The 21987-nt window shown below is 36.2% G+C and carries 13 protein-coding genes; 10 read left to right on the top strand and 3 right to left on the bottom strand.

Annotated elements, in window-relative coordinates:
• Window positions 1–241 precede the first annotated feature (241 nt).
• The 6 genes from KRR19_RS04345 to KRR19_RS04320 all read left to right on the top strand — a co-directional run bounded on the left by KRR19_RS04345 (window position 242) and on the right by KRR19_RS04320 (window position 15547).
• Window positions 242–9094: a lectin-like domain-containing protein gene (locus KRR19_RS04345; protein ID WP_216733466.1), complete on the top strand. Its 8853-nt coding sequence runs from the start codon at window positions 242–244 to the stop codon at window positions 9092–9094.
• Between the two features lie 244 nt (window positions 9095–9338).
• Window positions 9339–9725 (top strand): S1 domain-containing post-transcriptional regulator Ygs, encoded by a 387-nt coding sequence (ygs, locus tag KRR19_RS04340; protein WP_002481862.1) that lies wholly within the window; start codon window positions 9339–9341, stop codon window positions 9723–9725.
• Between the two features lie 153 nt (window positions 9726–9878).
• Complete coding sequence (locus KRR19_RS04335) at window positions 9879–11006, top strand: NADH-dependent flavin oxidoreductase (RefSeq protein WP_156666738.1); 1128 nt, start codon at window positions 9879–9881, stop codon at window positions 11004–11006.
• A 262-nt stretch (window positions 11007–11268) separates the two neighbouring features.
• On the top strand, window positions 11269–12813 hold the full coding sequence (gene pruA, locus KRR19_RS04330; protein ID WP_002481864.1) for an L-glutamate gamma-semialdehyde dehydrogenase: 1545 nt from the start codon (window positions 11269–11271) through the stop codon (window positions 12811–12813).
• A gap of 189 nt (window positions 12814–13002) precedes the next feature.
• Window positions 13003–14193 (top strand): ornithine--oxo-acid transaminase, encoded by a 1191-nt coding sequence (locus KRR19_RS04325; protein ID WP_023015791.1) that lies wholly within the window; start codon window positions 13003–13005, stop codon window positions 14191–14193.
• A 109-nt stretch (window positions 14194–14302) separates the two neighbouring features.
• A complete protein-coding gene (locus KRR19_RS04320) occupies window positions 14303–15547 on the top strand; it encodes a Glu/Leu/Phe/Val family dehydrogenase (RefSeq protein ID WP_002481866.1) in 1245 nt (414 codons plus the stop codon).
• 131 nt (window positions 15548–15678) lie between these two features.
• On the opposite strand, the gene argH is transcribed toward KRR19_RS04320, so the two are convergent.
• Both argH and KRR19_RS04310 read right to left on the bottom strand, forming a co-directional pair.
• Window positions 15679–17052 carry an argininosuccinate lyase gene (argH, locus tag KRR19_RS04315; protein WP_156666737.1) on the bottom strand — a complete coding sequence of 458 codons (1374 nt, stop codon included), beginning with the start codon at window positions 17050–17052 and terminating at the stop codon, window positions 15679–15681.
• On the bottom strand, window positions 17045–18247 hold the full coding sequence (locus KRR19_RS04310; protein ID WP_002481868.1) for an argininosuccinate synthase: 1203 nt from the start codon (window positions 18245–18247) through the stop codon (window positions 17045–17047). The genes argH and KRR19_RS04310 overlap by 8 nt, the downstream gene beginning before the upstream one ends.
• A 333-nt stretch (window positions 18248–18580) precedes the next feature.
• Between KRR19_RS04310 and KRR19_RS04305 the strand changes: the two genes are divergently transcribed.
• The 4 genes from KRR19_RS04305 to lepB (KRR19_RS04290) all read left to right on the top strand — a co-directional run bounded on the left by KRR19_RS04305 (window position 18581) and on the right by lepB (KRR19_RS04290) (window position 21726).
• Window positions 18581–19912 (top strand): glucose-6-phosphate isomerase, encoded by a 1332-nt coding sequence (locus KRR19_RS04305; protein WP_002481869.1) that lies wholly within the window; start codon window positions 18581–18583, stop codon window positions 19910–19912.
• 127 nt (window positions 19913–20039) lie between these two features.
• Window positions 20040–20603 (top strand): TVP38/TMEM64 family protein, encoded by a 564-nt coding sequence (locus tag KRR19_RS04300; RefSeq protein WP_156666736.1) that lies wholly within the window; start codon window positions 20040–20042, stop codon window positions 20601–20603.
• A 15-nt stretch (window positions 20604–20618) separates the two neighbouring features.
• The gene (gene lepB, locus KRR19_RS04295; RefSeq protein WP_070625802.1) at window positions 20619–21143 is read left to right on the top strand and encodes a signal peptidase I; all 525 of its coding nucleotides are present in this window, start codon (window positions 20619–20621) and stop codon (window positions 21141–21143) included.
• A gap of 16 nt (window positions 21144–21159) precedes the next feature.
• Window positions 21160–21726, top strand: coding sequence for a signal peptidase I (lepB, locus tag KRR19_RS04290; RefSeq protein ID WP_002481872.1), 567 nt, complete (start codon window positions 21160–21162; stop codon window positions 21724–21726).
• A gap of 107 nt (window positions 21727–21833) precedes the next feature.
• On the opposite strand, the gene KRR19_RS04285 is transcribed toward lepB (KRR19_RS04290), so the two are convergent.
• Window positions 21834–21987 (bottom strand): transposase (locus KRR19_RS04285; protein ID WP_207021333.1); only part of this gene is annotated, 154 nt, incomplete at its 5' end.

Here is a 21987-nt window from a genome sequence, read left to right as displayed (position 1 = left end):
TTAAAATATATGGTTTAGAACCTTAAATGTGAGAAGAATGGTCGGTTTTGATAACGGAGGTATGTATTCACGCCTGTGTTTTCAACAATCTATATGAATTTTGCATTGTTTTCCCAAATAAAAAAGAATGAATTTAACGATATTTTACTACTAAAACATAAAATTTATATCATATACAATTGGGCAATACAATATTATAATAAAGATGTAGTAGAAATATACTAGTATCGGAGGACATCATATGAAAAAATTGGACTTTTTGCCTAACTTAAGAAATAGATACTCTATTAGAAGATTTACTGTAGGCACAGCATCTATTCTAATCGGATCTCTATTATTCTTAGGTCATAGCGGCGAAGCCAAAGCAGCAGAGAATATAAACGATAACAATACAGTTGTAGAGGCTTCTAATGATAGTAGTACGACACAACAAGCACCTGAGGAAAATAACAAAACGTCACTTGAAAAAACAGTTGATGCTACACAACAGCAAACTGATAATAAAGCACAAACGCAAAATGCATTAGAAGAAGTAAAAAAACAAGCTACTACAGAGATTACTTCACTTAAAAATTTAAACAAAGAAGAAGTTGACAGTTATACTCTAGAAGTACAACAAGCAGATTCAGAATCAACTGTCCACGCTATAGTTGAAAAAGCTAAAGCAGCAGCACAAGCAGTTGCACAAAAAGAAGAGTCAATTCAAACACAAAAAACTGAAAATTCAAAAGAATCAACAGAAGCAACTGTTGAAAAAACAAAAGAAACACCTACTACTGAAGCTGAACCAGTGAAAGCAGAAGCAACTGTTGAGAAAGCATCAGAACCTGTTGCTGAAAACAAGGAAGAAGCTCCTGAATCAGTAGTCACTCCTGCAACTGAGCCAGCAGTCGAAAAAGCGGTTGAAACAGTAACTGAAACACCTGTATTGTCTCCAGAACAAAAAGTAGAAAAAGTAAAAGCAGACTTGAGTAATGACTATGACAGTGCCAAAGTGGATGCAGTTCTAGCAGTTATTGATACTACTGACTTAACACCAGAACAATTAAAATCAGAAGTATTAAGACTCTTACTTGAAGAAGCATCAGCTCAAAAAGACTTATTTAGCCCTCAAGCAACTTTACCAAGAACAGGTGAAGAAGCTTCAGGTTATTCAACAAGAGCATTTGATCTTGAAGAAGCTGCAAGCCAAGAAATTGTTGTAACTAAAGAAAATTTTGGTGAATATTTTAAAACATTAAATGATGCAACTTATGATTCTCAAAGCGGTGTTGTAACATTAACGACTAATGAAGCGAACAAAAGTGGAGCTATGTCTTTAGATTTTAAACTAAATTTAACTAAAGATTTCAGTTTTTCTGGAGCGGTTAATCTTGGTGATAAATATGAAGCTCATCCAAAAGATGGAGTAACTGGTGGAGAAGGTCTAGCAATTACATTCAACCCAGGTAAGACCTATACCCTTGGGTTAACAGGGCAAGGGTTTGGTATTGGTGGCGAATCATCTAGTTTTGGTTTTAAATTAGATACATTTGTTAACAAGGCTAATGATGATAAAAGCAAAGCATTTTCGGATACTATTCAATTTGAGAATAAAGGTGCTTTTGGCGCATTTATTTACACTACAGACACAGGTCTAGTTAATACTGTAATAATAAATCCAAATGCTTCAGGAAATGCGGCTTTATTAAAAGAACAACCAAACAATCAATTAGTACCTTTTAAATTTAATTATAATGGTACAACTAAAGTGATGACAATTACGTATGGTACGCAAACATGGACTCAAAACATTCAAGACTATATTAACTATTCACGTAAAGATTCATTTGCTTTTTCAATTGTAGCTTCAACTACAGATCATTATAATTTACAACAAATCAAATTAGATGAGTTCAGATTTACAGCTTCAGCTGTATTAGATGAATACTTTATTGATGACGATACAGAAGAAGCAATTGATAAACCTCTTCGTACTGCGGGCGATGTTAACGAAAAAATCACATTAAAAGATCACGCTGAATATTTAGCTGAGAAAGGTTATGAATTTGGGCCCGAAAAAGTCAGAGATGAAGCTCATGCAAATGGTTACGATGGAATTGCTGAAACTGTCATTTTAGAAAATGATGCACAACAACTTGTTTATACAGTCGTTGATATTCAAAATCCTACAATCGCAGAGGTTACAGATGTTACTACAAATGTTTCAGAAGCTATTACACCAATCACTTTGGATATTACGGATAATAGTGGACACTTTGACACAATAGCAGTTACAGGTTTACCAACTGGTTTATCATTTAATGAAACAACAAAACAAATTACAGGTACTCCAACAACACCTGGAGATGCAACTGTTGAAGTAACAGCAACAGATATGGCTGGGAATACAACTACTAAAACATTTAAAATTTCTGTAGCAGGAGCTCAAGCACCTACAATCACACCAATCAATGCACAAACAGGCGAAGCTTATACACCAATTACTCCAATCGCTGTAAATGTTGAAGGGGATTTAAATCCAGCTCCAACTGTAGCAGTAACGGGTCTACCAGCAGGTTTATCGTTTGATGCGGCTACAAAACAAATTACAGGTACGCCAACAGCTGAAGGAACATTTAATGTTACAGTTACAGCAACACAAGAAGCGAGTGAACCAGCTACTTCAACATTTAATATTACTGTTCAGCCTAATGCTGCACTTAAAGATTTGAAAGCAGCAGTAGCAGATGCAGCCACTGTAAATAAAGATAGCTATACACCAAAAAGTGTTGAAGCATATGAAGCAAAAGTAACAGCGGGTGGCACATTAGCTGGTCAACCTGAAAATGGTTCGAATGCACAATTTACTGATGCATCAAAAGCTATTAAAGATGCTAAAAATGCATTAGTTCCAAGAGCAGATAAAGCAGCATTGAATCAATCTATTACAACAGCAGAAGCTCTTCAACCATTAGAAGCTGGAGATCCTGAAGATGATGCGCTTAAAACAGCAATAGAAACTGCTAAAACTGTTCAAGGTGATTTAAATATCGATCAACCTGCAGTTAATAAAGCGAAAACTGATTTAGATAATGCGATAGCAGCTAAAAATTTACAAGATGAATTGGATAAAGAAAATGCTTTAGATGAATTAAAACAAACATTAGAGTATGCTGAAGCTATTGACCCAGCTATATTTACAACAAGTAGTAAGAAAGCGTTTACTGAAGCTTTGACAAATGCTAAAACTATTTTAGGTTCACCAGGTTCTAAAACAATTGCTGAGATTAAAGCAGCTACAAATGCATTAGAGGATGCACAAAATGTATTAGTTCCTCAAGCAGATAAAACAGCACTTAAAACAGCAATTAACACAGCTAATGGTTATAACAATCTAAATCCAAATAATCCTGTAGATAAAGCATTACAAGATAAATTAGCAGCAGCAAATGCGGTTAATACAAATGGTGATGCAACAGCTGATCAAGTTAAAACAGCTACAGATGATTTGAATACTGCGATTACAGCTAAAAAAGCTCAAGATGATCAAATCGCTAAAGATGCAGCTGCAAAAAAAGCAGCTCTTGATGCATTAAATGATGAATTGAATAAAGTTAAAGCTTTAGACAAAGCAACATATACACCAAATACAGTGACACCATTAACTGAAAAACAAACAGCAGCCCAAGCCATTGCTGATGCACCGGATACTAAAACAACTGAAGAAATCAATGCCGCAACAAAAGCATTGAAAGACGCTCAAAATGCTTTAGTTCCAAAAGCTAATAAAGACGATTTAAATAATTCAGTTAAAACAGCTGAAGCATTACCATTAAATCCAGCTGATACTGAAGATAAAGCAGTTCAAGATGCTATTGATGCTGCACAAACAGTCAACAAAGATGACAATGCAACACCACAACAAGTGGCAGATGCAACAAAAGCCATCAATGATGCTGTTGCTACAAAAGCGCATCAAGATGCTTTGGATCAATTGAATAAAGCATTAGAAGATGCTGCCAAAATAGATAAAACAGATTATACTGCTGATTCTGTTAAACCATTTGATACAGCGGTAGAAGCGGGTAAAACAGCAGCTGGCGATAACACATCAACAGTTGAAGCATTGAATAATGCGACTAAAGCTGTGAAAGATGCTACTGCACAACTTGTACCAGATAAATCAAAATTAGATACAGCAATTACTGAAGCGAAAGCTTTAGAACCTTTAACTGATTCTAATACAGATCAATTATTGAAAAATGTTTTAAATGCAGCTGAAACTGTTAAAAATAATCCAAATGCGACACCTGAAGAAATCAAAACAGCAACTTGGAATCTTGAAGATGAAATCAATAACAAAAAAGCAGCAGACGCGATTGAAGCTTTAAAATCAGCTGTAAATAAAGCTGAGCAACTTAATGAAGCGAAATATACACCAAATACGTATGAACTGTTAAAAACTGCAATGACTGAAGGACAAAAAATCATCAACAACCCTCCATCTGCTGATACACCAGCAACACTTGCGAAAGCAAAACAAATTGAAGAATTAGTGAATGCTTTGAAAGAAAGAGCAGATAAAACTGAACTTGGCAATGCTTTAGATAAAGCAATTGCATATGGTGATTTAAATCCTAATGATGCAGAAGACAAAGCATTACAAGATGCAGTTACTGCAGGTCAAAAAGTAAATGGTGACGGTAATGCGACTACTGAAGAAGTTGCTAACGCAGTTAAAACAATCAATGATGCGATTGCCACAAAAGAACGTCAAGATGCTGTAGACGAATTAACTAAAGCTATCAATGACGCAAAAGCAGTCAATAAAGATGACTACAAACCAAATACAGTAACACCATTCGAAACAGCAGTCACAGCTGGTGAAACTGCAAAAGATGACGCAACTAAAACAGTTGAAGAAATCAAAGCAGCTACAAAGGCCATTACTGATGCTAAAAATGCACTAGATAAAAAAGCGGATAAAACAGAATTGAACACATCTGTTACAACAGCTGAAAACTTAGGTGCACTTGATACTAAAGATGCTGAAGATAAAGCAGTCCAAGACGCTTTAGATAAAGCAAAAACAGTTCAAGCTGATCAAAATGCAACACAAGAAGCAGTGAATACAGCTAAAACTGAATTGGATAATGCAGTCAATGCTAAGAAAGATCAAGACGCGAAAGATGCACAAGCTAAACAAGAAGCTTTAGATGCATTAAAAGCAGAACTTGATAAAGTGAAAGCAGTAGATAAAACTGTATATACTCCAAACACAGTCACAACATTAACTGAAAAAGAGACTGCTGGTAATGATATTGTTGCAGCACCTGAAGCTAAAACAACTGAAGAAATTAATCAAGCAACTCAAGCATTGAAAGATGCCCAAAATGCTCTTGTGAAAAAAGCAGATAAAACAGAATTACAAAAAGCACTTGATAAAGCGAATACTTTCACTGATTTAGCAGCAACAGATAAAGAAGATAAAGCGGTTCAAGATGCTGTAGAAGCAGGTAATACTGTTAAAGCTGATGACAATGCAACAGTTGAACAAGTTGAAAAAGCTACAAAAGCAATCAACGATGCAGTTGCCGCAAAAGAACGTCAAGATGCTTTAGATGAATTGAATAAAGCCATCACAGACGCAAAAACAGTCAACAAAGATGACTATAAACCAAATACAGTAACACCATTTGAAACAGCAGTCACAGCTGGTGAAACTGCGAAAGATGACGCAACTAAAACAGTTGAAGAATTAAAAGCAGCTACAAAAGCTATCACTGATGCTAAAAATGCATTAGATAAAAAAGCAGACAAAACAGAGTTGAACACATCTGTTACAACAGCTGAAAATTTAGGTGCGCTTGATACAAATGATAAAGAAGATAAAGCTGTTCAAGACGCTTTAGACAAAGCTAAAACAGTACAAGCTGATCAAAATGCAACGCAAGAAGCAGTGAATACAGCTAAAACTGAATTAGATAATGCGTTAAATGCTAAAAAAGCACAAGATACTAAAGAAGCTGTTGAAAAACAAAATGCTTTAGATGCATTGAAAGCAGAGCTTGAAAAAGCAAAAACAGTTAATAAAGAACTTTACACTACAAACAGCGTAAAAGTTTTAACTGACTCTGAAACTGCAGGACAAAATGTAGTTGATAATGCAGCTAATAAAACAACTCAAGAAATTGAGGAAGCAACAAAAGCATTGAAAGATGCTCAAGCAAACTTAGTTTCAAAAGCAGATAAAACAGAACTTGTGAAAGCTCTTGAAAAAGCAAAAACTTTAGGTGACTTAGTCGCAACTGACAAAGAAGACAAAGTCGTTCAAGATGCAGTAACAGCAGGTGAAGCTGTTAACGAAGATCACAATGTAACACAAGAACAAGTTGCTAACGCAACAAAAGAAATTAACGATGCGATTGCTGCAAAAGAACGTCAAGATGCTTTAGATGTTTTAACAAAAGCTATTAAAGAAGCAAATTCAGTAGTTAAAGATGAATACAAACCAAATACAGTCACTCCATTAGAAGAAGCTGTTAAAGCTGGTGAAACAGCTCGTGCTGATGCTACTAAGACTGTTGAAGAGTTGAAACAAGCAGCACAAACAATTACTGATGCTCAAAATAAACTTGAACTTAAAGCAAATAAAGAAGAATTGAATAAAGTTGTTAAAACTACAGAAACTTTAGAGCTTAATCCAGCTGATAAAGAAGATAAAGCGGTTCAAGATGCATTAAATACTGCTAAAGAAGTTCAAGCAGATCAAAACGCATCACAAGAAACAGTTGATAAAGCTAAAACTGATCTTGAAAATGCAGTAAAAGCTAAAACAACTCAAGATAAAGTAGACGCATTCAACAAAGCGCTTGATGCATTGAAAGCAGAACTTGAAAAAGTAAAAACTATCGACAAAGACTTCTACACTCCTAATAGTGTTAAACCAGTTACAGATGCTGAAACAACAGGTCAAGCTATCGCGAAAAATTCTGCTGGTAAAACAGTTGAAGAAATCAATAAAGCAACACAAGACTTGAAAGAAGCGCAAAAACATTTAGTAGAAAAAGCTGACAAAGTTGAACTTGATAAAGTGATCGACACAGCAGAAAATACTGAATTGAACGTTAATGACAAAGAAGACAAAGCGGTTCAAGATGCTTTAGATAAAGCAATCAAAGTACAAGAAGACTTCAACGCAACACAAGAAGAAGTCGACAAAGCTCAAGCTGATTTAGCAAAAGCGCTTGAAAATAAAGCAGCTCAAGACAAAGTTGATCAAGAAAAAGTACAAGCGTTCAACAAAGCACTTGAAGCGTTGAAAGCACAACTTGCAAGCTCAAGAACAGTGGTTAAAGATAACTTCACACCAAACAGCGTTGCACCATTCGAAGATGCACAAGCGGTGGCACAAGGTATCGTAAATAATCCAGAATCTGTAACAGTGGAACAAGTTGTCAAAGCAACAGAAGTCTTGAAATCAACACAATCAAGCTTAGTAACCAAAGCAGATAAATCAGAACTTGAAAAAGTGATTAAAACTGCTGAAGGATTAGACTTGAATGTAACTGATAAAGAAGACAAAGCTGTAAAAGAAGCATTAGATACAGCAGTAACTGTTGAAGCAGATCAAAACGCAACGCAAGAGTCTGTGAACAAAGCAACTTCTGAGTTAGAAAAAGCAATCGAAAATAAAGTGACTCAAGATAAAGTCGATGCCTTCAACAAAGCACTTGAAGCGTTGAAAGCACAACTTGCAAGCTCAAGAACAGTGGTTAAAGATAACTTCACACCAAACAGTGTTGCTCCATTCGAAGAAGCACAAGCAGTGGCACAAGGTATCGTAAACAATCCAGAATCTGTAACAGTAGAACAAGTTGTCAAAGCAACTGAAGTCTTGAAGTCAACACAATCAAGCTTAGTAACCAAAGCAGATAAATCGGAACTTGAAAAAGTGATTAAAACTGCTGAAGGATTAGACTTGAATGTAACTGATAAAGAAGACAAAGCTGTAAAAGATGCATTAGATACAGCAGTAACTGTTGAAGCAGATCAAAATGCAACGCAAGAGTCTGTGAACAAAGCAACTTCTGAGTTAGAAAAAGCAATCGAAAATAAAGTGACTCAAGATAAAGTAGATGCCTTCAACAAAGCACTTGAAGCATTGAAAGTACAACTTGCAAGCTCAAGAACAGTGGTTAAAGATAACTTCACACCAAACAGTGTTGCTCCATTCGAAGATGCACAAGCGGTGGCACAAGGTATCGTAAACAATCCAGAATCTGTAACAGTGGAACAAGTTGTCAAAGCAACAGAAGTCTTGAAATCAACACAATCAAGCTTAGTAACTAAAGCAGATAAATCAGAACTTGAAAAAGTGATTAAAACTGCTGAAGGTTTAGATTTGAATGTAACTGATAAAGAAGACAAAGCTGTAAAAGATGCATTAGATACAGCAGTGACTGTTGAAGCAGATCAAAATGCGACTCAAGAATCTGTGGACAAAGCACAATCTGATTTAGAAAAAGCACTTGAAACTAAAGCGGCTCAAGATAAAGCAGATGCAGTTGCGAAAGCCAAAGCAGACGCTTTAGCTGAACTTGAAAAAGCATTAGATAAAACTGAAACAATTGATAAATCTAAATACACTCCAGAATCTGTTGAAAAATTAGATCAAGCAGTTGTAGATGGAAAAGTCATTGTTGAAAAAGCAGATAATGTTTCTGTTCAAGATATTAAAGAAGCAACTAAAGCTGTTGAAACTGCATTGAATGGTCTAGAAAAAGTTAAAGCTCCTGCGAAAGAAACAGGAAAAACAACTGAATCTACACCAGGTACAGCTAAATCTGATACAAAATCTGATGTGAAAGCACAAGATAAACAAACATCTAAAGCTACAAAAGATACAAAAGGTACAAAAGCTGAAAAAGCTGGAGAAACTAAAGCTAAAGCTGAAAATGCAGGCAAAAATAAAGCAAAAGCATTACCAGAAACAGGTCAAGATGTTTCATCTATCGACCCACAATATGCTTCATTAATGTTTGCGATTGGTGGTTTAATGATGTTCTTCAGAAAACGTAAAAATGAAGACAAAGATAACACTGAAAAATAATCCGTTCTTTCAAAAGAATGATTAAGTAAGTGTGCACCTCTGCGATCGATTTGATATCGAAAGCAGGGGTGCTTTTGTGTTTTTATTGGAATTTTAAGGTAGAGATTTATCTTATTTATTTCAGTGAAATTTGCGCTATAAATCAAAAAATTCGAAAATATCATACCGTTACGGTTAGTGAGCCTCTTTAATTTATGCTATGATGTTATTGTTAGAAATAATACGAAATTAAGGGGTTATTAAGTTGAATAATCACTATAAATCAGGACAACACGTAAAAGTTAAAGTGACTGGTATTCAACCTTATGGCGCATTTGTAGAAACCCCTGACAACACGGAAGGACTCATTCATATATCAGAAATCATGAATGATTATGTCCATAATTTAAATCGGTTCTTATCTGAAGGACAAATTGTCAAAGCCAAGATATTGTCTATAGATGAAGAAGGTAAACTCAATTTGTCATTAAAAGATAATGACTACTTTAAAAATTATGAACGTAAGAAAGAGAAAAAATCTGTTTTGGATGAGATCAAAGAAAACGAAAAATACGGGTTTCAAACATTAGAAGAACGTTTACCGGTTTGGATTGCGCAGTCTAAGAGAATGATTAGAGAAAATAAACTCTAATCTCATATGAAGGTCAATATACGACATGATAAGCATGTGGTATATTGGTCTTTTATTTATTTTGTCTTCAAAATGATTTGAGCGATTCTTTTTTAATTTATTTATCGGTGCTTTAAAATGAATGCACAAAGATAAATTAGGAGGCACGTATAAATGGATAAGAAATATGAACCATTGTTTGAATCATATACTCTGCCAAATGGAGTAGAGATTAGAAATCGTTTTGTGCTTGCACCATTGACACATGTATCATCCAATGAAGATGGTACCATCTCAGAAGATGAGCTGAAACATATGGAGTTACGTTCTAAAGATGTAGGAATCAGTGTCAGTGCTGCGAGTAATGTGACAGACATTGGTAAAGGTTTCCCAGGTCAGCCTTCAGTGGCGCATGACTCAGATATTGAAGGATTAAAACAATTAGCTGAAGTCATGAAGAAAAATGGCGCAAAAGCACTTGTACAAATTCATCATGCTGGTGCGCAATCTCTACCTAACTTAACACCAGAAGGAGATGTCGTAGCGCCAAGTCCGATTTCATTGAAGAGTTTCGGCCAACAAGAAGAACATCATGCGCGTGAAATCACACCTGAAGAAATAGAAGAAACAATCAAAGCTTTCGGTGAAGCGACACGCCGTGTTATTGAAGCAGGCTTTGATGGTGTAGAAATTCATGGTGCGAACCATTATTTAATTCACCAATTCGTTTCACAACACTACAATCGTCGTCAAGATGAGTGGAGCAAGCTTTATAAATATCCGCTTGCTGTGGTAGATGAAGTGCTGAACACAGTTCGTAAATTCGCAGATAAAGACTTTATTGTCGGCTACCGCTTCTCACCAGAAGATCCAGAAGAAGACGGCATTAAAATGGAACAAACTAAAGAATTATTAGGTTACTTATCTAGCAAACCACTAGATTATCTTCATGCTTCACTGATGGACATCCACTCTAAAACTAGAGAGGGCACATATGAAGGTAAAACGCGTATTGAGCTCATTCGTGAGTGGATTGACGATAAAATCCCATTAGTAGGTATCGGTTCAATCTTCAACGCTGATGAGGCCCTAGACGCTTTAAATACAGGTGTACAATTCATTGCGCTAGGTCGAGAAATCTTGTTAGATGCTGAATTCATTGAGAAGATTAAAGAAGGACGTACAGAAGATATTATTTCTTACTTTGATCCGACTCGTGAAGATAATCATAATTTACCACCAAACTTATGGAAACAATTTGATAATGGTTTCTATCCATTACCAGAAAAAGGTGAACATTAATTTATTGGTAAGTGAAATGAAATCATATTATATGGAAGTTTAAGATTTATATATAAGACTGCACGTATTAATCGTGTGGTCTTTTTTAATTTTTGTGTAGAATCTTCTTTTTCCTGTCGTGACAGTCTTGCGCAATCACACTATTTTAAATTTTCGTAATTTTAAGCATTTTTCCTTTTACATCATAGGAGTTTTATGTAATTATTAGAAATGTAAGGGCTTTCTTATACCATTTTTAATATTAAACAAAGGGGGATTAAAAATGATTCCGTACAAACATGAACCATTTACAGATTTCCAAAAAGCAGAGAACAGAGAGGCTTATGAAAAAGCGCTCAAAAAAGTCGAAGAAGACTTAGGTAAAGAGTATCCGCTCATTATTAATGGTGAACGTATCTATACAGACGATAAAGTAAGATCATTTAACCCGTCGAATAGAGAAGAGACAATCGGTTATGTCTCTAAGGCGAATAAAGAATTAGCGGAAAAAGCATTAGAAGCGGCGAAAGAAGCGTTTAAAACATGGCGTACTGTAGCTCCTGAAGTTAGGGCAGATATTTTATTCAGAGCTGCTGCGATTACACGTCGTCGTAAACACGAATTTTCAGCATTGCTTACAAAAGAAGGCGGTAAGCCATGGAAAGAAGCAGATGCTGATACTGCAGAAGCGATTGACTTCATGGAATACTATGGACGTCAAATGTTAGAACTGAAAGACGGTAAACCTGTCAACTCTCGTCCAGGAGAATACAACCAATTTGATTATTTACCAATCGGGGTTTCTGTCGTTATCTCTCCTTGGAACTTTGCGTATGCGATTATGGCAGGTACAACAGTAGCACCTGTAGTAACAGGTAATACGGTATTATTAAAACCATCATCAAACACACCGGTTATTTCATACAAATTTATGGAAGTATTAGAAGAAGCAGGACTTCCAAAAGGGGTAGTAAACTGGATTCCTGGCGATTCTAGTGATATCGGTGACTTCTTAGTAGAAAATAAAGATGTCGGTTTAATTTCATTCACAGGTTCTAAAAATGTCGGTACAAGCATTATGCAGAAAGCATCTAAAATCCAAGAAGGTCAAAACCACTTGAAACGTGTCATTGCAGAAATGGGCGGTAAAGACACAATTGTGGTTGATAGTGAAGCGGATTTAGATGTTGCGACTGATGCGATTGTTTACTCAGCATTCGGTTTCTCTGGACAAAAATGTTCAGCTTGTTCACGTGTTATCGCAGTCGAAGATATTTACGATGACTTATTAGAACGTGTTCAAAAAGCAACTGAAGCTTTAACAGTCGGTGATGCTTCAGACTACAATAACTTTATGGGCCCTGTTATTGATGAGAAAGCATTGAAGAAAATTAAAAGTTACTTGAAAGTCGGCGAAGATGAAGGTCGTTTAGTAACTGGCGGTAAAGTAGACGATGAAGTCGGAAACTTTGTATATCCGACAGTATTTGCGGACTTAGCTTATGACAGCCGTGTGATGCAAGAAGAAATCTTCGGACCTGTTGTTGGTTTCAGTAAAGCGAAAGACTTCGATCAAGCGATTGAATATGCGAACGCTACTGAATACGGTTTAACAGGTGCAGTTATTTCTAATAACCGCTTCAAACTCGAACAAGCACGTCGCGACTTCATGGTCGGCAACCTTTACTTCAACCGTGGTTGTACAGGTGCAGTTGTCGGTTACCAACCATTCGGCGGCTTCAAAATGTCAGGTACAGACTCTAAAGCAGGTGGCCCAGACTATCTAGTGCTTCACCTACAAGGTCGTACAGTATCTGAACACCTATAAAATATAACAATATAAACAACTTGAAAGAAGATTGAAGTAAGCAACACAAATCACATTATAGCTCTAGTCGCATTATGCGGTATCTATAATGTGATTTTTTTCAAAAATATTTTAAAGTGTGGAAACTATACAATGGAGTGACATTCTATAAGAAAATAAAAACAAAGGGATATAGAGGAGGAATCATTTATGACAAGAACAGAAGATATTATCAAAAAAACAGAACACTATGGGGCGCGCAACTATACGCCACTTCCAATTGTCATTTCTGAGGCAGACGGTATTTGGGTAACAGATCCTGAAGGCAATAAATACATGGACATGTTAGCGGCTTATTCAGCAGTTAACCAAGGCCACCGTCATCCTAAAATTATTCAAGCACTAAAAGATCAAGCGGATAAAGTGACACTCGTTTCTCGTGCGTTCAACAGTGATAATTTAGGGGACTGGTACGAGAAAGTCAGTGAATTAACAGGCAAAGAAAAAATCTTACCAATGAATACAGGTGCAGAAGCAGTTGAAACAGCGGTTAAAGCTGCACGTCGTTGGTCTTATGAAGTTAAAGGTATTGATCCAGATAAAGCTGAGATTATCGCGTTTAACGGCAACTTCCATGGACGTACGATGGCGCCGGTATCATTGTCTTCTGAAGCGGAATATCAACGCGGTTATGGTCCTTTACTAGAGGGATTCAAAAAAGTAGATTTCGGAGATGTCGATGCATTAAAAGCAGCTATTAACGAAAATACAGCTGCGATTTTAGTAGAGCCGATTCAGGGTGAAGCGGGTATTAATGTACCACCTGAAGGTTATATGAAAGCGATTCGTGAACTTGCGGATGAGCACAATGTCTTATTTATCGCAGATGAAATCCAATCTGGCTTAGGTCGTTCAGGTAAAATGTTTGCGACAGACTGGGACGATGTAAAACCAGATGTGTACATTTTAGGTAAAGCACTTGGCGGTGGGGTATTGCCAATTTCAGCTGTAGCAGCTGATCATGAAGTGTTAGATGTCTTCACACCAGGTTCACATGGTTCTACATTCGGTGGTAATCCATTAGCTGCAGCAGTTTCTATTGCGGCATTAGATGTGTTAGTAGATGAAAAGCTCGCAGAACGTTCAAGAGAACTCGGTGATTACTTCCAAGAAGAATTAAGAAAGATTGATCACCCAGCTATTAAAGAGGTACGTGGTCGTGGTTTATTCATCGGTTTAGAACTAAAAGAGAATGCGAGACCATATGCTGAAGCATTAAAAGAACAAGGATTATTGTGCAAAGAAACACACGAAACGGTGATTCGATTTGCGCCGCCATTGATTATTTCTAAGGAAGAAATTGATGACGCATTAGAGAGAATTAAGAAGGTTTTCAGCTGAGTTCAAAAAGTTGTAACAAAAGGAATGAAAACCCTTTAAAAAGGTAGCGCTTATGTTACAATACAAATGAAAGCGAAATCATTGTTAGGAAAAAGAGGCGAGAAGGATTATGACTGAGAACAATAATTTAGTGGCATCGACACAACAAATTATCAAAGAAGCTTTGCATAAATTAGGTTTTGATGACGGTATGTATGATTTAGTGAAAGAACCTTTAAGATTTTTAGAAGTTCGTATTCCAGTAAGAATGGATGACGGTACTGTTAAAACTTTCACTGGCTATCGTGCACAACATAATGATGCAGTCGGACCTACTAAAGGTGGCGTTCGTTTCCATCCGAACGTTAACGTAGATGAAGTAAAAGCATTATCAATGTGGATGACAATGAAGTGCGGTATTGTCGACTTACCATACGGCGGCGGTAAAGGCGGTATCATCTGTGACCCACGTGAAATGAGTATTCATGAAGTAGAACGATTATCTCGTGGTTATGTACGTGCAATTTCACAAATTGTTGGACCTTCTAAAGATATTCCAGCACCAGACGTAATGACAAACTCACAAATCATGGCTTGGATGATGGATGAGTATAGTGCATTAGATAAATTCAACTCACCTGGATTTATCACTGGTAAACCGATTGTGCTTGGCGGTTCTGAAGGACGCGACCGTTCAACAGCATTAGGGGTAGTTATTGCGATTGAACAAGCGGCTAAAATTAAAAACCTTGATTTAAATGGAGCAAGAATTGTAATTCAAGGTTTCGGTAACGCAGGCAGCTTCTTAGCGAAATTCTTATTTGATAAAGGCGCTAAGATTGTCGGTATCTCAGATGCATACGGTGCATTATCTGATCCAGAAGGTTTAGATATCGATTACCTATTAGACCGTAGAGACAGCTTTGGTACAGTAACAAACTTATTTGAAGAAACAATTTCTAACAAAGAACTCTTTGAATTAGATTGCGACATCTTAATTCCAGCTGCAATTGAAAACCAAATTACAAAAGATAACGCACCAAACATTAAAGCGGATATCTTAGTAGAAGCAGCAAACGGACCTACAACTTTAGAAGCAACACGTATCTTACACGAACGCGGTATCTTATTAGTACCAGACGTACTTGCGAGTGCCGGCGGTGTAACTGTGTCTTACTTCGAGTGGGTTCAAAACAACCAAGGTTACTACTGGACAGAAGATGAAGTAAACGAAAAAATGCGTGATAAATTAATCACAGCATTCAATGATATTTATGAATTAGCACAAAACCGTAAAATTGACATGCGTTTAGCAGCATACATTATCGGTATTAAACGTACTGCAGAAGCAGCACGCTATCGTGGTTGGGCTTAAATTTATAGCTCATAACGAAATTAAGACCTTATCAGTGAAAACTGGTAGGGTCTTTTTTTACTTTTAATTTTATAAATCATAACGAATGAAAAAACCATTACCTGATAACGCTCGGGTAATGGTTTTTCGTATTATAATAAAGCTTTTGCGACTTCAATTTGATGACGTACGGATTCTTGTCCTGTTGAACCGTAACTTTTTCTACGTTTCAAACAATTTTCAGGTTTTAAATAACTATAGATCGTTTCATCAATAGTAGGTGAGAATTCTTGATATTTTTCAAGTGGCACATCGAGTAAATAGCAATCGTGTTGAATACACCAATAAACAATTTGTCCTACAATCGCATGTGCTTCTCGGAATGGAATATCTTTTTCCACTAAATAATCTGCAAGTTCTGTTGCGTTTGAGAAGTCTTTGTGTACGGTTTCGTTTAAACGGTCTGTATTCACAGTCAATGTAGCGAGCATCCCTTCAAAGATACGTAATGAGCCTGTGACTGTATGCACCGCATCAAATAAACCTTCTTTATCTTCTTGCATATCTTTATTGTAAGCTAATGGTAAACCTTTTAATGTCATCAGCATGCTGACTAAATGGCCAGTAGTACGGCCAGTTTTACCACGAATCAATTCTGCCATATCTGGATTCTTTTTCTGCGGCATGATAGATGAACCTGTTGAAAATGCATCAGATAAAGTGATGAATTTTGCTTCATCTGTTGACCAGAAAATAATTTCTTCAGAGAAACGTGATAAATGAATCATGACAAGCGAAATCGCATTGATTGTTTCGACAATATAATCACGGTCACTTACAGCGTCTAAACTATTTTCATAAAGTGATGCGAAATCTAACAGTTCTTGTGTTTTCTGACGATCAATCGGATGCGTTGTACCGCTTAAAGCAGCAGCACCTAATGGATTGATATCGATACGTTTTAAAGCATCGTTAAAGCGGGCTTTATCACGTTCAAGCATCCAGAAATAAGTCATGACATGATGTGCAAAAGAAATTGGCTGTGCACGTTGTAAGTGCGTATAACCTGGCATAATCGTATCGACGTGTTTATCTGCAAGTGAAACAATCGTCTCTTGTAAAGAATGAATCAATTCAATGATTTCTTTGACTGCTTTCTTTGTATAGAGATGCATGTCTGTTGCGACTTGATCATTACGGCTGCGGCCAGTGTGCAACTTACCGCCGACAGGGCCGATACGTTCGATTAATTCATGTTCGATGTTTAAGTGAATATCTTCTAAAGCTTCTGTAAATTCAACTTTACCATCGTGGTAATCTTGTTGGATGTCCTGGAGTCCCTTAATAATGGTGTCGCTTTCTTCAGAAGTAAGGATGCCTTGTTGTGCAAGCATCGTCGCATGTGCAATACTTCCTTGAATATCTTCATCTATTAATAGGTGGTCAAAGTGAATAGAAGCATTAAAAGCATCTACCCATGCTTCAGGTTCTGCTTGGAAGCGACCGCCCCAGGCTTTTTTACTCATGTGAATAACCTCCATGCAACATAGAATTGACTTCAGTCGGCAAGCCGTAAATTTCAATGAATCCTACTGCTGCTTCTTGGTTGAAGGCATCTTCTTTTGTATATGTCGCAAGTTCTTTGTTGTATAGAGAATATGGAGATTTTCTGCCATTTACAACCGCATTACCTTTAAATAATTTCACACGTACTTCACCGCTGACATGTTCTTGAGTTGAATCAATAAATGCTTTTAATGAATCAGTTAAAGGTGAGAACCATAAACCATTGTAGGTTTGTTCTGCGAATTGTTTTTCAATCACAGGTTTGAAGTGTGCCACATCTTTTGTCAATGTGATAGTTTCTAAAGCTTTATGTGCTTTCAGAATCACTTCAGCGCCTGGTGTTTCGTAGACTTCACGTGATTTAATACCGACTAATCTGTTTTCAACATGGTCAATACGGCCGATACCATGTTTGCCTGCTAAGTCGTTTAAATAAAGAATTAAATCATCTAATGGATATGCTTTTCCATCGACTTCTACTGGAATTCCTTTTTCAAACTTCAAAACGATTTCATCAGGTGTATCTGGTGTATCTTCGATTTCTCGAGTTAAATCAAATGCATCTGCAGGCGGTGCTGCGTAAGGATCTTCTAAAATACCACATTCGTTGGCACGGCCCCATAAGTTTTGGTCGATAGAGTAAGGAGAGTCATGGTTGATTGGCACTGGAATGTTATTTTTGATTGCGTAATCAATTTCTTCCTCACGACTCCAACCCCATGAACGTACCGGTGCAAATACTTTCAATTTAGGGTTCAACGCTTTGATGGCTACTTCAAAACGTACTTGGTCGTTACCTTTACCAGTACAGCCATGTGCAATACCTACTGCATCTGTTTTTTCAGCAATTTCAACTAATTTTTTAGAGATTAATGGGCGAGATAATGCTGAAACAACTGGGTATGTGTTTTCATACATTAAATTACCTTTAATTGCATAAGCAACATAGTCATCGCTGAATTCTTTAGTCGCATCAATGATATAGCATTCTACTGCGCCCATATCTAATGCTTTTTGATAAACTTGATCTAAATCTTTTCCTTCGCCGACGTCTAAACAACAAGCAACTACATCGTAACCTTTATCGATCAGCCACTTTACTGCCACACTAGTATCTAATCCGCCTGAATAGGCTAATACGATTTTATCCTTCATAATCTTTACACCTCGTTAGAATAGTTTGAATTTTTTAACATGTTATTATCATAGCAGATTGAAGATGAGAAATAAACCATTATTTTACATAAATATACAAAAAGATGAAATCTCACTCATTTATACCCTATGACAGCAAGGCTTGTTCTAAATGTATGCAAAATTCATAAAAACTATAGAATGTACAACACTTTATTTCCTAGAAAAATAGTAAAAAATGACGATTTTTTCACAATTAAGACGAGTCCTTCAATTTCATAGACAGTTTTATTGATTGTATTATCAGAAATTTAGTAAAATATGAGTGAAATCAAAAAGCAGGAGGCAGTTCAAATGACACATATTGAGCTAGACTATAGTAAAGCTTTAAAATTCGTTGACGAACACGAATTAACACAACAACAAGAAATCGTAAAAACAATTCATCGTGTTATTCACGAAGGTACAGGCGCAGGCAACGACTTTTTAGGCTGGTTAGATTTACCAGTAGATTATGACAAAGAAGAATTCTCTCGTATCTTAGAAGCAGCTAAACGCATCAAAGAACATTCTGATGTATTAGTTGTGATCGGTATCGGTGGTTCTTATTTAGGTGCGCGTGCTGCGATTGAAATGTTAAGTTCAGCATTCAGAACAAGTGATGAATATCCTGAAATCGTATTTGCGGGTAACCACTTATCATCAACTTACTTACATGATTTAATTGAATACCTTGACGGTAAAGATTATTCAGTCAACGTTATTTCTAAATCAGGTACAACAACTGAACCGGCTGTTGCTTTCAGACTCTTTAAACAGTTATTAGAAGATAAATACGGTAAAGAAGAAGCAAAATCTCGTATCTTTGCGACTACAGATAAAGAAAAAGGTGCTTTAAAACAATTAGCAACAAACGAAGGTTACGAAACATTCGTAGTACCTGATGATGTAGGCGGCCGTTATTCAGTATTAACAGCAGTAGGTTTATTACCAATTGCAGCTGCAGGCATTGATATCCAAGCGATGATGGATGGTGCTGCTAAAGCGCGTGAAGAATTGAAATCAGATGACTTATCTGAAAACATCGCATATCAATATGCGACATTACGTAATATTTTATACGCTAAAGGTTATACAACTGAAATGTTGATCAACTATGAACCATCATTACAATACTTCAATGAATGGTGGAAACAATTATACGGCGAATCTGAAGGTAAAGACTTCAAAGGTATCTATCCTTCAAGTGCTAACTACACAACTGACTTGCATTCATTAGGACAATACGTACAAGAAGGCCGTCGTTTCTTATTCGAAACAGTGGTTAAAGTTGAAAATCCTAAATTCGATATTACAATCGAAGAAGATGCAGATGATTTAGATGGCTTGAACTACCTTGCTGGTAAAACAATTGATGAAGTAAACACAAAAGCGTTTGAAGGTACATTACTTGCGCACACAGACGGCGAAGTACCAAACTTAGTGGTTAAAGTGCCAAGCATTGATCCAGAAACATTCGGTTATTTAGTATACTTCTTCGAATTAGCTTGTGCGATGAGCGGTTACCAATTAGGTGTTAACCCATTCAACCAACCAGGTGTAGAAGCATATAAACAAAATATGTTCGCATTACTTGGTAAACCAGGTTACGAAGATAAAAAACAAGAATTAGAAGAACGTTTATAATTCTGAAATAAATATAAGACTCTCATATTGCTGACTAGTAATATGGGAGTTCTTTTTTTAGTTTCAAAATACACCTGTTCCCTATATAATAGTAGTAATCGAAGATGAATGAGAGACAGGTGGAGTTATGTCAGCACATCAAATTGAACAGTGGATGCGAGCAATGGGGGACTATGGGGATATACTAGGGTTTTTATTACCGTTTTTAGAATCATTTATTCCTATTTTACCAATGTTCGTATTTGTGTTTGTTAATGTAGATACATTCGGATTATTTTTAGGAATTATAATCTCATGGCTGGGCACATTTTTAGGGAGTTTCATTGTTTTTTTAATCATACGTTATTTTGCGAACACTAAATTCATGGATAAAGTCAAAGAACGAAAAGAAGTTCAAAAGTTTTTGGGGTTTGTGAATCATCAAGGTGTGGCACCTATTTTCATTTTATTGTGCTTTCCATTTACCCCAAGTTCTTTAATGAATGTGGTGGCTGGCTTGTCTCAAATGAAACGTCAGGCTTTCTTCATTATATTAGCTGTCTCAAACTTGATTGCGATGGCTTTAACAGGTATTTTAGGCAGAGAAATGCATAGCATTTTAGAAAGCCCGATTCGTGTCGTGTTAGTGATTGTGATTTTAGCTGGACTTTGGATAATCAGCAGAAAGTTGGAGCGTCGTTTCATAAAATAACGAAGGAGATAAATAGTGAGAAAAATTGTAAAATATTTGCTTTCCTTGATAATTGCGATTATTATTGTAATGTTGATTCAAGCTTTTATCTTAATCGGTGCAGTGGTACATTCTAATCAGATGTCACCTGCATTGCATCAGGATGATCGTATTTTGGTCAGTAAAGTACAAACCACTTTCAACCAAATACATAATAGTGATATCATCATGTATCGTCATCAAGGACGTATCTATTTTGGACGAGTCATTGGGACACCTGGTGAGTCTGTCGAAATAAAAGCGGGTCAATTGTATCGAGATGACCAACAAGTACATGAAAGTTATCAGGTACAACATCCTACTCAAACCCTAGCATTACGCAATATTAAACATTCAGAAGGAGATATCTTAGCACCTAAACACTATTTAATATTGAATGATGATCGCTCTGATTTAAACGATTCGAGAAAATTCGGAACGATACATCAACAAGATATTGTGGGGACTGTGTTTTTAAGATATTATCCATGGCGTGATTTTAAAATTTCATTTAATGAATAATTGAGGTGTTTTTACAGTGAAAAAAGAATTGAAAGAATGGATTATAGCCATAGCTATAGCATTGGTTTTAATCTTATTGATTTATAATTTTGTTGCTAAATCTTATACTGTACGCGGAGATTCTATGTTCCCGACGTTAAAAGACGGTGAAAAAGTTATCGTCAATGTGATTGGCTTTAAAATGGGCGGTCTTGATAAAGGTAACGTAATTGTCTTCCATGCAGATAAAAACAGCGACTATGTAAAACGTGTCATCGGAACACCTGGTGACAGTGTAGAATACAAACATGATGTATTGTATGTAAATGGTAAAAAAGTAAAAGAACCGTACTTAGATTATAATGAAAAACATAAAAGTTATGATGAAATCACAGGTACGCTTCAAGTTAAAAACTTGCCTAACTCAGATGGCACAAATAAAATTCCAAAAGGAAAATTATTAGTCCTTGGGGATAACCGTGAAGTGAGTAAAGATAGCCGTTCATTCGGTTTAATTAAAGAAGATCAAGTTGTCGGTAAAGTCAGCTTACGTTACTGGCCTTTAACGAAATTCAAAGTGAACTTCAATCCAGCAGAAAATTAAATGTTAAGATAGATTAGACGAAAAAGAGTTGATACTTTCATTCAAAAATAAGTATCAACTCTTTTTGGCTCTCTGTCAAATAGGACTGGTGAGCTAAAACACAGAGATTAAGCAGCATAAAGTTGCTTGATCTCTTTTTTTGGATTAGCTGCAAAAAGATTTGTACATAAAATGATACGACTGCGTAAATTACCAAAATTTCTATAACCAAAAGATATTCTCTGTATCAGCTTTATTTTAGTATTTATTCCCTCAAGTGGA

It is taken from the genome of Staphylococcus sp. CWZ226, assembly GCF_018986355.1.
Classification (GTDB): Bacteria; Bacillota; Bacilli; order Staphylococcales; family Staphylococcaceae; genus Staphylococcus; species Staphylococcus simulans.
Note: the sequence above shows the minus strand (reverse complement) of the source record. Positions and strands in the feature narration are given on the sequence as shown.

Coding starts and splice junctions, on each gene's coding strand:
- KRR19_RS04305 (WP_002481869.1), top strand. CDS start 18,581: ATGACACATATTGAGCTAGACTATAGTAAAGCTTTAAAATTCGTTGAC.
- KRR19_RS04335 (WP_156666738.1), top strand. CDS start 9,879: ATGGATAAGAAATATGAACCATTGTTTGAATCATATACTCTGCCAAAT.
- KRR19_RS04325 (WP_023015791.1), top strand. CDS start 13,003: ATGACAAGAACAGAAGATATTATCAAAAAAACAGAACACTATGGGGCG.
- argH (WP_156666737.1), bottom strand. CDS start 17,052: ATGAGTAAAAAAGCCTGGGGCGGTCGCTTCCAAGCAGAACCTGAAGCA.
- KRR19_RS04320 (WP_002481866.1), top strand. CDS start 14,303: ATGACTGAGAACAATAATTTAGTGGCATCGACACAACAAATTATCAAA.
- KRR19_RS04345 (WP_216733466.1), top strand. CDS start 242: ATGAAAAAATTGGACTTTTTGCCTAACTTAAGAAATAGATACTCTATT.
- pruA (WP_002481864.1), top strand. CDS start 11,269: ATGATTCCGTACAAACATGAACCATTTACAGATTTCCAAAAAGCAGAG.
- KRR19_RS04300 (WP_156666736.1), top strand. CDS start 20,040: ATGTCAGCACATCAAATTGAACAGTGGATGCGAGCAATGGGGGACTAT.
- KRR19_RS04310 (WP_002481868.1), bottom strand. CDS start 18,247: ATGAAGGATAAAATCGTATTAGCCTATTCAGGCGGATTAGATACTAGT.